Source organism: Bizionia saleffrena (assembly GCF_008086175.1).
Classification (GTDB): Bacteria; Bacteroidota; Bacteroidia; order Flavobacteriales; family Flavobacteriaceae; genus Bizionia; species Bizionia saleffrena.
This window is the reverse complement of the sequence record NZ_VSKM01000005.1, coordinates 16582-31323: the sequence shown is the minus strand read 5'-3', so window position 1 is coordinate 31323 and position 14742 is coordinate 16582. Positions and strand designations below refer to the sequence as shown.

13 protein-coding genes are annotated in these 14742 nt (G+C 35.6%); 2 read left to right on the top strand and 11 right to left on the bottom strand.

Going from position 1 to position 14742, the window contains the following annotated elements:
- Positions 1-7: 7 nt before the first annotated feature.
- From ES676_RS05685 to ES676_RS05640, 10 genes are all read right to left on the bottom strand, one after another.
- The gene (locus ES676_RS05685) at positions 8-1870 is read right to left on the bottom strand and encodes a SulP family inorganic anion transporter (protein WP_148369233.1); all 1863 of its coding nucleotides are present in this window, start codon (positions 1868-1870) and stop codon (positions 8-10) included.
- Between the two features lie 175 nt (positions 1871-2045).
- Complete coding sequence (locus ES676_RS05680) at positions 2046-2339, bottom strand: hypothetical protein (protein ID WP_148369231.1); 294 nt, start codon at positions 2337-2339, stop codon at positions 2046-2048.
- 58 nt (positions 2340-2397) lie between these two features.
- Complete coding sequence (locus tag ES676_RS05675) at positions 2398-3150, bottom strand: tetratricopeptide repeat protein (RefSeq protein ID WP_148369229.1); 753 nt, start codon at positions 3148-3150, stop codon at positions 2398-2400.
- 46 nt (positions 3151-3196) lie between these two features.
- On the bottom strand, positions 3197-4969 hold the full coding sequence (locus tag ES676_RS05670; protein ID WP_148369228.1) for a BatD family protein: 1773 nt from the start codon (positions 4967-4969) through the stop codon (positions 3197-3199).
- A gap of 57 nt (positions 4970-5026) precedes the next feature.
- Complete coding sequence (locus tag ES676_RS05665; RefSeq protein WP_148369226.1) at positions 5027-5854, bottom strand: tetratricopeptide repeat protein; 828 nt, start codon at positions 5852-5854, stop codon at positions 5027-5029.
- Between the two features lie 81 nt (positions 5855-5935).
- Entirely contained in the window at positions 5936-6973 is a 1038-nt protein-coding gene (locus ES676_RS05660; RefSeq protein ID WP_148369224.1) for a vWA domain-containing protein, read from the bottom strand.
- A 30-nt stretch (positions 6974-7003) separates the two neighbouring features.
- Complete coding sequence (locus ES676_RS05655; protein WP_148369222.1) at positions 7004-8008, bottom strand: vWA domain-containing protein; 1005 nt, start codon at positions 8006-8008, stop codon at positions 7004-7006.
- Positions 8008-9684 carry a BatD family protein gene (locus ES676_RS05650; protein ID WP_148369572.1) on the bottom strand — a complete coding sequence of 559 codons (1677 nt, stop codon included), beginning with the start codon at positions 9682-9684 and terminating at the stop codon, positions 8008-8010. The genes ES676_RS05655 and ES676_RS05650 overlap by 1 nt, the downstream gene beginning before the upstream one ends.
- A 7-nt stretch (positions 9685-9691) precedes the next feature.
- A complete protein-coding gene (locus tag ES676_RS05645) occupies positions 9692-10558 on the bottom strand; it encodes a DUF58 domain-containing protein (RefSeq protein WP_148369220.1) in 867 nt (288 codons plus the stop codon).
- A 97-nt stretch (positions 10559-10655) separates the two neighbouring features.
- Positions 10656-11660 (bottom strand): AAA family ATPase, encoded by a 1005-nt coding sequence (locus ES676_RS05640; RefSeq protein ID WP_211357867.1) that lies wholly within the window; start codon positions 11658-11660, stop codon positions 10656-10658.
- Positions 11661-11959: 299 nt separating this feature from the next.
- On the opposite strand from ES676_RS05640, the gene ES676_RS05635 reads away from it, so the two are divergent.
- Positions 11960-12712, top strand: coding sequence for an SDR family NAD(P)-dependent oxidoreductase (locus ES676_RS05635; protein WP_148369218.1), 753 nt, complete (start codon positions 11960-11962; stop codon positions 12710-12712).
- Between the two features lie 62 nt (positions 12713-12774).
- Positions 12775-13908: an ATP-binding protein gene (locus tag ES676_RS05630; protein ID WP_148369217.1), complete on the top strand. Its 1134-nt coding sequence runs from the start codon at positions 12775-12777 to the stop codon at positions 13906-13908.
- 217 nt (positions 13909-14125) lie between these two features.
- On the opposite strand, the gene ES676_RS05625 is transcribed toward ES676_RS05630, so the two are convergent.
- Positions 14126-14740, bottom strand: a complete 615-nt coding sequence (locus ES676_RS05625; RefSeq protein WP_148369215.1) for a hypothetical protein — start codon at positions 14738-14740, stop codon at positions 14126-14128.
- Between the last annotated feature and the right edge of the window lie 2 nt (positions 14741-14742).

Genomic DNA, 14742 nt, shown 5'->3' with positions numbered 1-14742 from the left:
TATTTTTTTAGTATCGGTCTTTTACATTATCTTTTATCCATTTCATACAGCTTTTAAAATTTTTAAAGATGTGTTCTTCGGAAACAAAATCTGGAATGATATCTATTCGTTCCATCATATAACGTGGTTGCTCTAGTAAATTTACAAAAACGACACGAATTTCTTTCTGTTTTAAATCTTGCAACATTTCTTCTAAAGCATACAATCCCGATTGATCCATATATGGCATACGTCCTAAACGTAATACTACCGTTGTAGCGGTTGCAGGGATTTGTAAATACAATTGTTGAAAATCACTTGTGGAGCCAAAAAATAATGGCCCTTTTAAATGTTTAATAAAAACTTCTTCCTTTAAATGTTCTGGAAATTCTATCTCATCGGCCCAAACTTCTTCTTTTAATGGTTTCACATCTGAACTAGCTGCTGTTAAGTCTCCTATTTTCTTCATAAACATCAGCGATGCTATAATTAAGCCAATCCCTACGGCATAAATTAAATCCCAAAAAGTAGAAAGCAATAAAACAATGAGCATTATTAAGACCTCCGAACTTAATTTTAAGCCTAACAAATTCATATCTTTTGGCAAATATGGAATAGCTTTTAAACCTTTATAATCCATAACACCAATACCCACAGTTATTAAAATACCTGCTAAAACGGCTGCCGGAATTTTAGAGGCTACGGGTCCTAAAGCCAATAAAATAAATAGCAATAAAACACCAGCAATCATACCAGATAATTTTGTTTTACCCCCAGATTTAATGTTTACAACCGTTCTAATTGTCGCACCCGCCCCAGGAATTCCGCCAAAAAATGCCGCCACACTATTACCAATACCTTGCCCTATGAGCTCTTTATTAGGTTTGTGTTTTGTTTTCGTCATATTATCGGCCACAACACTCGTCAACAAAGAATCGATAGCTCCTAATAACGCCAAAGTTAATGCGGTAAAAATATATGGGGTAATGGTTCCTAAACTAAATTCTGTAAAAATGTCTACACGCGGAATTGGGATGCCGCCAGGGATCTCTTCAATAGGTCTATAATCCAAACCAAAACCGAAAGCAATACCAGACATAATCACTAGGGCAACCAAAGTACTCGGCACTTTAGTTGTGATTTTTTTAAATCCGTAGATTATTATAATCGTTCCTAAAGCCAGAATCACCTCTAACCAAAGTATGTTATTTAAAGCTCTTGGTAGCGCCTTAATTGCGCCGATAACTCCAGACGTTTCTTTTGCTGCAAGAGTTTCAGATTCCTTTATAATATCTGCCTCTGTAATAGATTCTGCATTATTAATGGTCGTACTAAAATCTTCTAAGACTAAAACACCGTTGTTGGCCTCTTCTTTTAATAAATTCTCCAAAATAACCGCTTCGGCTTGCGGTTTAAACTGATTTACAAAATCCAAATCTTCTTTAGGGTAATATCCTAAAGAGGGTAAAATTTGTGTAAGTAAAATAATGACACCAATGGCCGTCATGAATCCAGAGACTACGGGGTAGGGTATGTATCTTATATATTTACCGAGGCCTAAAACACCGAGCCCTACTTGCATTATTCCCGCTAATAGAAACACGGTTAAAATAGCAGGTAAAGCCTTTTCTAGACTCCCATCGTTAGCAGCAATTATTCCTGCAATAATAACCATACTTACCGCAGTCATCGGAGCCGTTGGTCCAGAAATTTGCGTACTAGTACCACCAAATAAAGCGGCAAAGAAACTAATAAATATAGCGCCGTAAAGTCCTGCGCTAGGTCCTAATCCAGAAGATACGCCAAAAGCTAGAGCTAATGGCAAGGCGACTATACCGGCAGTAATACCACCAAAAGCATCTCCCTTTATATTTGAAAATAAATTTTTCATTCGTTTTTAATCCTTAATTTATATGAATTTATAATTAATTACTTCATATACGTTTAGTGACTATCTTATTTATTTGAATCTTTTAAACAAGAGCGACACGTATAGAGTGCCAAAACCAAAATGCATTAAAGCCCGTGCTTTGCAGTCATTTTAAGATTTTGTGCTGTCGTAAAAATTATAAATACTCCGGAGGTGGAGATATAATATTAAGGTTTGGTTTCGAGTAGTTTTTAAAGCGATAAAGAATATCGGCTTTGTCTTTTGTTAAGTGTATTACTAAAAATTCGTTGTTCTGACTATTCTGTACAACTTCAATATTCTTAGAAACACTGTTTTGTTCTTCCTCTTCGGTAATACTATAAAAACTAGAAACATCAGCGGTCTTATCCATTGCTACAATAAATGTTGGCGTAACAATAAACCCAATAAATAGGAATGTAAGAATAATAGAAAGTGATATTTTTGGCATATTGTGTTATTACAGATTGTAAAAATAGTAAAAACAAGCTATTAAAGTTACTTAAATTTTAAAGTTCTTTAACGTCTTCTTTTTTTATCCAACCCATTTTACCATCGGTTAGCTTAATTTTATTCCAATCGCTTAGAGTATCTAATATTTGCACCTTTGTTCCTTCGTGTAGTGTAAAGGCTTCTTCACTTCTTGGGTTTGGTTCTGTTTTTATACTACTTGATACCGCAAAAACAATGGCTGGATTATCTTTTTTAGCTACGTTATAGTTATGAACTGCTAACCCTAAAGTGACGAAAACGAGCAGTGCAGAAACCAAACTTCCGGTAAAAAGAAAACGTTTTATAGCTGTCGATTGTGAGAAATAATACACTAAAAACAAAGCAACTCCTAAAACAACAAAACCAATTGCCGTTTTAGCCCAACTGTTATAAGAAAGTTTTTGGGTGAGATTTTTTACATATTTTGCTAATCCCACTTCTGGAATTACGGCAATCGCATCAATAGTCATGTTTTTTGCAAAGGCCATATTGTTTTCAATATCCGTATCGTTTGGTGCGAGTTGCTTCGCCTTTTCGTAATAATAAATACTTGGGGCAATATGGTTGGACTTGTAATGCGCGTTGGCCATATTAAAATACAACGCCGCCGAATGTTTATTACTTGTTTCTAAAACAGCGGTGTATTTATCTAAAGCTTCAGCATATTTCCCATCGTTGTATAACGCATTGCCTTGCTCAAAAAGCGCACTGCTTTGTGCTAGAGCCAAACTACTAACAAAGAGTATTATAATAAAAAAGATGTCTTTCATAATTCTAGAAAACATTAATAGTATCTAATAGTGTCGCTTAATAAATTTATTTTATCTGCTTGTCTATGGTATGTATTGTTCGCGCAGCTTTATCGTAATCTTGCTGCATTGCTACATTTGTAATTGGTGTGTAACGTGCCAATTCGCAATTCTCTAAAAGCGTATCGAAATCTAAAATAACTGCGCTGTCCACTTGTTTCCCCTCTAATAATTCTTTACTTTTTTCTTTACTAAACGCGTTATTTTCAATATTTAGTCTCGCTTTTAAATAGTTGTGCAATGCTTTTTCTAAAGCCACGTAAAATGCTTCTTTATCACCCAATGCTTTTTTAGCGTCACTTAAATAACGCTTCGCTAATTTATCGGCTTTTCTTAATCTATTGCCTACAACATCGTTTGCGCGTTCTTCTTTTTTTCTTCGGAAGACTATCGCGAAGGGAATAGCTAATAGAGGCGCCAATAAACCGGTCCAAAACCCTGTAGAGTTAAAGAAATCATTGGTTTCTTTTGAAACCAATTGCGCCTCAGTTTTAACAAACACAAACTCATCGTTGTTTAAAATAGAGCGTTGGTTTGGTGCACCTTCAGCTACAATATTATTATCTGAAGCACCGTAAACAGGCCCTTCAATAACGTTTACAATAGCCTCATTAGAAGAAATACGCTTATAACTTTCCGTTTTTAAATCGAAATAAGAAAACGATATACTTGGTATCGGGTACTTCCCTTTATACTGCGGTACAACCGTATAAGTATCTGTAATAGAACCTTGCATTCCGCTTAAATACGTGTTTATTTTTTCACTATATTCTGGCTCATAAACTTCTAGCGAACTTGGTAAATTAAGTTTTGGCAGCTGAAATAATTTCAAGTTCCCTTTACCCGAAACTGCCACTTTTGCTTGCAAAGATTCGTTCGCGTTTAAAGCGTCTTTAGAGGTGGTAACATTAAAGTTAAATTCACCAACAGCACCACCAAAATCTAAGGGTTTTCCGGTTTCCGGAAGGGGCTTTACTTTAATTGTTCTACTTCCTGCAGACACGGTTTTATGCACTTGAGACATTAAACGACCACCAAAAATATCACGACGGTTTGTTGGGATATCAATCGTTAAGTTTAAACTTAAGGGCTCAATTTCTAATGTTCCTGTTTTTTGTGGATATAATACAGCTTTTCTAAGAATAACATAGCGGTAGTCTTCTCCTTTATATTTTCCGTTTTCTATTTTAAGCCCTTTTATTTCTATATTCTGACTCCAGAAGTCGTTAAACTTCGGACTATTTATTTCTCTCCAATTACTTACTCCCGTGTTTGTAGAGACGTAAAGTTTGTACACTACCGTTATGGCTTCGTTTAAATATGGCGTAGTTTTAGAGACTTCTGCAACTAAATGAATGCTGCCTTCTGGAATGGTTTGGGCAGTATTAGGATCGTTGGGTCTGCTTACGGCACTCGTTACCGCAATCGCTATTACAGAGGTTGAGTACGTTTCGCCCTCAATTTCTATCGTTGCTTGCTCAATCTTATAATTTCCTTGTTTTTTTGGCGATAAAAAATAGCTGTAGGTTTTTTTAAAAGTACGCTTACCGTTAATCCATGAATTACTAACTGATTGGTTGGGGCCTCCAATAATATCAAAATCTGCAAAACTTGGCGGACTAAAATTATCGCCATTTTGGTTCATACTAAAATCGACACGCAAACGCTCGTTAACGCCTAATTTCTTCTTACTCACACGCGCTTCAAATTCTACCTGAGAGAATACAAAACTCGTGCTTAGTAAAAACAATAGTACAGTAATGTGTTTAAATAATTTCATTTGTTATGTCTTTGAACTCTTGTTAATACAAGACTTACAAACTATCAATTTTTATAGTTACCAATCTTTTTCGGTTTCTACTTTTGCACCTTTGGCTTTCTGAGCGTTCATTTTTTCCTGAACTTTCTGTTCCTCATTATTCATCGCTTCTAGCAGATTTTTTATTTGTTGTGGCGACATTTGGCCAGGCTGCTGTTGCGGGTTTTCTTGCTCCTTCTTATCATCGCCTTCTTCGCCCTTATCCTCTTTTTCGTCATTAGGCTTAGCGTTATCCTCATTTTCGTTATCGCCGTCCTTTTTGTCTTGATCGCCCTCGTTATTGTCCTTTTCTTTATTTTGGCCGTCGTCTTTATTCTCCTTTTTGTTTTCGTCTTCTTTTTTGTCCTTATCCTTATCGTTTTTATCGTCTTCCTCTTCTGGCGGCTTTTCGTCTTTAGCACAGTCTTTAGCCAACGCTAAATTGTATCGCGACTCGTTATCTGAAGGATCATTTCTTAAGGCATTTTTATATGCTTCAACCGCTTCTCTGCACTTTTCATTCTTCATTAAAATATTCCCAATGTTATGGAATGCTTTATGTTTCTCAGACTTAGACACTGTATTTTTAATAGCCTGTTGATTGCGGTATAGCGCTTCTTCAAAATTCCCTTCTTTATAATAGGTAAGGCCTAAGTTATAGGCTCCAACAACACTTTGTGGTTCTTCCGATAGGGCTTTGCGATATTCCATTTCTGCCAATACGAAATCATCACTGCTAGCCAGTTCATTAGCTTCAAAAACTAAACCATTTGCTTTTTTAATCGCTTTTTGCTTTGCCTTATCTGCATCTTGCGCGACCACACTGGCAAAACATAAAAACAATAAGTATAATAGACTGTGTTTCATAATTAATTTTGACACGAAAAAGATTCGTTTTTTGCAATTCATAAAGTTATTAAACTACTCTGATGCTTATAGTTAAAGATTTTATAAATTCTCGTTAAATAAGTTTAATTTCTTCAGCCATACTGTTTTGCGTTCTAATAAAAACACATCGAGAAATAACAGTAAGAACCCTAAACCTAAAAACCATTGAAATTGGGACTCGTAATCCGCAAACTGCTTTGCTTCGAACTCTGTTTTGTCCATTGTATTTAAAATAGTTCTAATTTCTGATACCACTTTATCGGTATTATCACCTTTAATATATTTTCCATCGGCTTGACTAGCAATAGACTTTAACGTGTTTTCGTTAAGTCGTGTAATTACAGTTTCACCTTGTCTATCTTTTTTATACCCTTGTAAAACTCCGTTTCTTCGGATAGGAATTGTACCTCCTTTGGTGGTACCAACGCCAATAGTATAAATACGAATGCCTTCTTCTTTTGCTTCCTCTGCTATAGCGCTTGAAGAGCCTTCGTGATTCTCTCCGTCTGAAATAATGATAAGCACACGGTTAGTTTGCTCGTCGTCGTCGTAATAGGTTTTAGATAACTCTATCGCCTCATTAATCGCTGTTCCTTGCGATGACATCATATCGGTATTCATATTTTGAAGGAACATTTTAGCTGAACTATAATCTGTTGTAATGGGCAATTGCGGAAACGCTTTTCCGGCGTAGGCTATAATACCTACACGATCACTTGCCAAATTGTTTATAATTTGCGTCGCTAATTGCTTCGTTTTATCCAATCGGTTTGGTGCAATGTCTTCGGCCAACATACTTTTGGAAACATCGATCGCAAATACAATATCGACGCCTTCACGTTTAACGGTTTCGAGAGTAGATCCTGCTTTAGGATTGACTAGTGCAATGGCAAAACAGGCGAATGCCAAACAGAGAATGCTTATTTTTAAAACCGATTTAAACAACGATTTATCTGGACTTAATCGGTTTAATAGTTTTTTATCTGCAAACTTACGTTGTGTATTTCGTTTCCAAAGTTGAAGCGCTAAAAACACCACGATAATTACCGGAATAATTAACAGTGCCCAAAACCATATTTTTTCTTCTAATTGAAACATTTATAAGTGGTGTTTTGTATGTATTTAAAATTAAATAAAACTTCTAAAAACGGTAAATCTTAAGAAAAACTCTAACAGTAAAAATAATCCTGCGATATACACGAAAAATCTAAATTTTTCTTGATAGTTATAATACTTAAACTCTTCAATATCTGTTTTCTCTAGCTTATTAATTTCGTCGTAAATCTCTTGTAATTTCTTATTATTTGTTGCTCTAAAATATTCTCCCCCAGTTGTTTGGGCTATTTCTTTTAGTAAAACCTCATCAATCTCAACTTTTACTCTTCCATATTGAAATTGTCCATTAGGCCGCAAGGCTACAGGCGATAGCGCCATACCGTTACTTCCAATTCCAATAGTATACGTTTTTATTCCAAACTCCACAGCCAATTCGCTCGCAATCTTAGGATTGATTGTACCTGAATTATTAACTCCATCGGTTAATAAAATAATAATTTTACTTTTTGCCTTACTATCTTTTAAACGGTTTACGGACGTTGCCAACCCCATTCCTATGGCGGTACCGCCTTCAATTATTGTATTATATTTAATATCGCTTAGTGCGCGAAGTACAATGCTTTTATCGCTAGTAATGGGTGTTTTTGTATACGCTTCTCCGGCATATTCTACAATACCAATACGATCGTTTGGGCGTCCCTTTATAAACTCTGAAGCCACGTCTTTAAGTGCTTCTAATCGGTTTGGCTTTAAATCTTTAGCCAACATACTGGCCGACACATCTATAGCAATAACAATATCTATACCGCGAGTGTTTTTTGTTTTCGTGGACACGTCTACCGTTCGCGGTCGTGCTAAAGCCACTATGATAAAGCCTAAAGCTAATAACCGAAACACGAATAACAAATGCCTAAATTTTGGCAGTAGAGAGCCCGATGCCTTAAACCCTTTTAAAGTCGATATTTTAAGCTGCGCTGTTTGTTTTTTATGTTTTAAAACATACCATAGCACAGCTATTGGTAGTGTCAAGAACAACCAGAAAAAGGCTTTATTTAAAAATTCTATTCCTTCAAACATTATTCAGCTTTTGGTTTTAATTCTATTGAATTTATTATGCGCTCTACAATTTCCTCGGTGTAATCATCATTGTTTTTCCAAGTAATTCGCACTTGTTGCAGTATATTCTGACTCGTAAAACTTAAAATGACGTATTTTCCTTTTTCTGTTTTACCAGATAGTATTGTCGGCAAATCGGCCGTACCAAAGGCTTTTAAACCCTCGGCACCTCTTGGTGTTACAAATTTCTCTTTATTAAGTACAATATTAATAGCGCCGCTTTGTTCCCAATCTTTTAAACCTTTATCTACTGCTTTATTTAAATCGATTTTAGGTTCCTGCTGTTCCTGTTGTGTTTGCTGTTGTGGCGCTGTATATTTGGTTGTGCTTACTACAATATTTAGATGTTCAATTAAGCCTCCATAGCTAAACATCGTGTTTTTAACTTGCTCTTTCAATTCGGAAGGCGTTTGCGCTTCACTACGTTTTAGCACTTTAGGCGTAGAAATCGTTAAAGGCGGAAAACCATATTCGCTAGTTACCCAATTACCTTCTAAAAGTGTTTTACTTTCGTTACCAATTATGGTATCTTTAACATAAGTAAAACCGTAAGTGGCAATAAAACCAATTAATGTTGCTAATATTAAAGCTAAAGATAGCACTACCGTGAGCACCACTTTTTTCTTTTTTTTACGTCGCTCTTGTTCTTCTTTATAACGTTTATCTTTTAATTTCTCTGCTTCGGTAGGTTCCGGAAGGGCACTTTTTACTTGATCGATTTCTATATCTATCGTTTTCCTGTCTATTTCAGCTAACGCAACATCTGGAGCCGATTTGGCAAATTTTACTAAATCGGCACGCTTTAAAATGGTTTCAATATTTCTAATATCGTTGTTACTTAACTCAATCTGATTACCCTCTTTTAATAATTTTAAACGATCTACTAATTCGTCGGTAGTACTTTCCAAAGCACGGTCGTACACTTTTTCATCTAAATATTTTCTAATAATAAAAGTGAGCTCTGAGTAATATTCTTTTAAGTTTTCAGTTTGAAGATAATTACTATCGTCTAATTTCTTTAACGCCATTTTAGCGCGATCGTAAGGTGGAAACAAAGCTATTTCTTCGGCTTCGGTTAGCGGTTTTTTCCTCCAAATAAACCAATACATTAAATACGCAATTACCGCGATACTAGCGATAGTGATAAAGCCATATATCCACCAGTTTCCAACGGCTTTTTCTACAGCTATCATTGGTTTTATATCGTACAATCCTTGTTTTGTAGTATCGATAACAACCGGATAAACCTCAATTCTTAACGAATCGGTAAAAACTGTTGTATTGTTAATAATTATTTTTTGCTTCGGAATAGTATACGCGCCAGAATCGAATTGCGTTAATCCGTATTTTTTAATTAATAAAAATGTCGCTTCTCGCTTAGTCGTATCGATAGCGTAAGATGAAATCATTTCTAGAGGCGAAAATGTCTGACCTTCAGGAAAAACAACCAATGCTGATGAATCGGCTTTAACTTCGATTTTATAAATAATTTCTTCGCCAATTTTTATGGTAGTAGAATCTATTGAATTAGACACTTGAGCATAAGAAGACAAGGAGAAAAGCACAATGAAAAAGGTTAAAACACTGGCTTTTTGTTGTTTTATAAAACGATTTGTCATTTGTAATTTTAAAGTCATCATCTGTTTATCCTCTGCGTTTAAAATAGCCTAGTAATTTTTTTACATAGCTTTCGTGTGTCGCGCAGCTTATGGAACCTGCGCCAGATTTTGAAAAACTGTTTTTATAATAATTTTCTTTATCGTTGAAAAACGCACCGTACTCGGTTCTTACTTTTTTCGATGCTGTATTAATGTATTGTAAGGCTCCTGTTTCGGCATCTTCCATTTGTACTAGCCCCAAATTAGGAATTGATTCTTCACTTTTATCATACACTCGAATACCAGTAATATCGTGTTTTTTGGCGGCTATTTTTAACGTTTGGCTATACTCTTCAGCGATAAAATCACTCAAAATAAAAACAATGGCTTTTTTCTTCATAACGTTATGAAGAAACTTTAACGCTTTAGCCACATCGGTTTGTTTGCTTTTAGGTTTAAACTCTATAAGTTCTCGTATAATTCTTAACACGTGAGAACGTCCTTTTTTTGGTGGAATATAAAGCTCAATATCATCTGAAAACAAAATAAGACCTATTTTATCATTATTCTGAGTTGCCGAAAAGGCTAAAGTTGCTGCAATTTCGGTTGCCATTTCATTTTTAAATTGTTCTTGTGTTCCAAAAGCATTCGATCCAGAAATATCAACAACAAGCATCATTGTCAGTTCGCGTTCTTCTTCAAAAACCTTAATATAGGGTTCATGATACCGTGCGGTAACATTCCAGTCTATATTCCTTACGTCATCACCAAACTGATATTGTCGTACTTCAGAAAAAGTCATACCTCGTCCTTTGAAGGTAGAATGGTATTCCCCTCCAAAGAGATGATCGGACAACCGGCGTGTCTTGATCTCAATTTTACGTACTTTTTTTAGTAATTCTTTAGTATCCATTATAAGTGAAGTCCTTAAAAACTCAGGATTCTTAAATCGTTTTTATCTTATTACTGTGTGCGGTTATCGCTCTTTCGAGACTTTAAGAAGACTAAATTTAGGGTACCTCAATAACATTTACAATTTTACTAATAATGTCTTCTGAAGTTATATTCTCGGCTTCGGCTTCGTAAGTAAGCCCAATTCTGTGACGTAAAACATCGTAAACTACGGCTCTTACATCTTCTGGAATAACATACCCACGGCGTTTAATAAACGCATAGCATTTTGCTGCAGTAGCTAGGTTTATACTTCCACGAGGTGACGCCCCAAAAGTGATAAGTGGTTTTAACTCGTCTAATTTATATTGTTCTGGGTACCGTGTCGCGAAGATAATATCAAGAATGTATTTCTCAATTTTTTCATCCATATAGACTTCACGCACCACTTCTTGTGCTCTTAATATCTGTGCTACTGAAACAACAGGGTTCACTTTCTCCCAAGACCCTTTTAAATTGGCTCTCATAATGAGTTGTTCCTCGTGTTGTTTAGGGTAATCTATTACTGTTTTTAGCATAAAACGATCGACTTGTGCTTCAGGCAACGGGTACGTTCCTTCTTGCTCTACCGGATTTTGCGTTGCCATAACAAGAAACGGCTTATCTAAAATATACGTTTCATCGCCAATAGTAACTTGCTTTTCTTGCATCGCTTCTAACAATGCCGATTGCACTTTTGCTGGCGCCCTGTTTATCTCATCTGCTAATACAAAATTAGCAAAAATAGGGCCCTTTTTTATCGAGAAATCATTCTCTTTCATATTATAAATCAGGGTTCCAGTAACGTCTGCCGGTAATAAATCTGGCGTAAACTGAATTCTACTAAAACTGCCATCTACGGCTTGAGCTAACGTATTAATAGCTAAAGTTTTTGCTAATCCTGGAACTCCTTCTAATAAAATATGGCCACGACCTAATAAGCCTACTAATAACCGCTCGATCATGTGCTTTTGTCCAACGATTACTTTATTCATCTCTAGCATTAATAAGTCTACAAAAGCACTTTCTCTTTCAATTTTCTCATTTATAGATTTAATATCCACTGTACTAGTTTCTTCTATCATTTCCTTAGTTTTTAAAAGTCGCATTTAAGTTCTGCAAATTGTTCATTTTTTTAATGACACCGTGTTAATAATTGGTTAAAAATTACTGTGATAATAGCCAATTATATATTAAATAGTTCTTATTTTTAAACAATCAATAACAATTGGTAATAATCACTTCATAATCTTAAAACAGAATACTTTTACTATTTTGGGTTTACAATTTAAAAAAAACAAACGCTTTAATGCTATAGGTTTATTGTTTTTTTAGCATAATTACAACCTTTCTTAGTATCCTCAACATTAATAAAACAAAAATAATGACTAAAACAGCCTTAATTACAGGTGCCACTAGTGGAATAGGACAAGCCACAGCTCACGAATTCGCAAAGCACGGCATCGCATTAATTGTATGCGGAAGACGACAAGATCGCTTGGACGCTTTACAAAAAGAACTGGAAAATCACTGCCGAGTACATACCTTAAATTTTGACATCACAGATAGAGAAGCTGTCTTTAAGGCCATAAACAGTTTACCTGAAGATTTTAAAATCATCGACATTTTAATTAACAACGCAGGAAACGCTCACGGATTAGACCCAATTCAAGACGGTAATTTGGACGACTGGGACGCGATGATGGATAGTAATGTTAAAGGATTACTCTATGTGAGTAAAGCTGTGATTCCACAAATGACCGAAAGACAATCGGGGCATATTATAAACATTGGGTCTTCGGCAGGAAAAGAAGTCTACCCAAAAGGTAACGTGTATTGCGCAAGTAAACACGCTGTTTTAGCATTAACTGAAGGCATGCGAATGGATTTAAATCCTTTCGGAATAAAAGTCGGCGCTATAAACCCAGGTTTAGTAGAAACCGAATTTTCGCAAGTGCGTTTTAAAGGCGACCACAGTGCTAACGATGTTTACAAAGGCTTCGCTGCATTACAACCAGAAGATATTGCCGATATTATTTATTTTGCAATTACCAGACCACCACACGTAAATATTGCCGACTTATTAGTATTACCAACAGCGCAAGCGAGTGCTACTTTGGTAAAAAAAGAGTTGTAACTTACTCGTCATATCAACCAAAAGCACAGGTAAGAACTCACGATAGCCACCTCCTTAAGATTATGATTAACAAACGTTTACTTATTAAGAATCTGCTCGCTCATAACGACGAGAACAGTTTTTACGATAAAAAACGTAAAATTGATATTAGCCATAAAGAAGGTAAAGCTAAGTTTCTTAAACACGTGTGCGCCTTAGCGAATAGCAACCCAAAAAACAACTCGTTTATTGTTATTGGGATTGAAGATGAAGACAGCGCTATTGTTGGCGTTGATTTTTTTGACGATTCTAAAATCCAAAATCTGGTTAATGCCTACTTACACAATCCGCCCATTATACAGTACGAAAATGTATCGTTTCCACATTTATCTGAAAATAAAGTAGTAGGATTAGTAACTATTCGAGCAGCCGAAGGTTTAAGCTCGCTTAGAAAAAATATCTGGAAATATTACGGTGGCGCTGTCTTTTTTAGAGAAGGCAGCATAAGTATGCCCAAAGTATTTAAAAGTGATATTACCGATGTAAACTCTAAATCGGTTTTTGAAATAGAGAAGCATTCGCAGAATACTATCGGGTATACTCTCGATGGTGTTTTCGATTTTATGAATAAACGTAAAGATTACAATCCGCAATACAAAGTGTTTAAAGAGTATTTCGTGGTATGCTGGGCTGCGGAAGAGAAGAAAACAGTAAACGAATTGTACCTCTCACGAGTGGATATAGAACTCATTAATGAGCAAGTCCGTTTGTTTTATTCTAATTTAGACAAAGTATCTATTACGATGACGGAGGACAGCTTTAAAATTATAGAATATGTACATTTAGGGCTTCAGGATAACTTTAAACATTACCCTTTGGAAGAAACCCTCATTCAATTTAACGACAACCTCAGCTACTCTATAGAGTCTCTTCTCGTTTTTGAAGCCCCGCAATTCGATAAGAAAATTCTGCATCATATTTACAACATTAATAATGCCCTAATAGACCGTTTAAAACGAAACGCTACACTTAATCAAGAAGAAGAAAAAGATTTATTAAATCTACCCGCAACCTACCTTATCTGCTATTTAAATTTATTTCATGAAGCCATCGATAAACTTGAAGAAGCTAAACCGTATTTAAAATCTCATAGTACCGCCGTATACTCACATTACAAGGATGCTGTTAGGATTCTAAGGAAAGTAAAATACAGTTAAATTAAATCGTTACCAGCTATACAGTTTTTATTACCAAACACACATTAGCATAAATTATTCATATACACATTTACTATTTTTACAGAGCTATTAATCAACTTTACAAACCTTGTTTCTCCCAGAAAAATTTGGCATTGAAGCAGGGTTTACATTACAAAAAAAGAGTTCGGTATTTTAAATACTGAACTCTTTTGTCATTTATTCCGGCAGCTTTTAACTACTGTCCCTTATCTAAAGCGTCTTGCCGTTCTTTTAATTTTAACCATTGGCCTTCGTGCGCTAATTTTGCTTGCTCCGGCCAAGTGTAGGGTTTATGAATTTCGAAACGCTTACCTCCAGCTCGTAAAACTTCCGTACACTTTTCTACGCTACACTGCGATAAAGCAAGCCAAGTTTTTACATTATGAGCATGAAATAATTCTGCGATTTTAGGCCCGACGCCTTCAACAATTTTTAAATCGTTGTGTTTTACAACCTTGCCTAAAGCTGCTTTTGCAGCGACAGCATCAAAGGTTGGTGTCGTTGTTTGTGATTGCGGTTTTTCATTTGGTTTAGCCCTTGCTTTGGGACTTGCTGAATTTGAAGCCATAAAACTAGAATCAGCCCCTGAATTTCCGACTCCCGATGGTTTTCCTGCCGGTTTTGCAGCGGTGATCCTATTTGCTTTACACGCCTCTAAATCGGCTTCTAGTTTGGCAATTCTATTTTTATAAATATCGGTATTAGGTCTTTCCGCTTGCGGGGTTGTTCCACCAGAAATCTTACCTATTAAATATCCAAATATTGCACTTAAAAGCCCTACTATTAAAGGAATTAATATACACCAGTTCATAA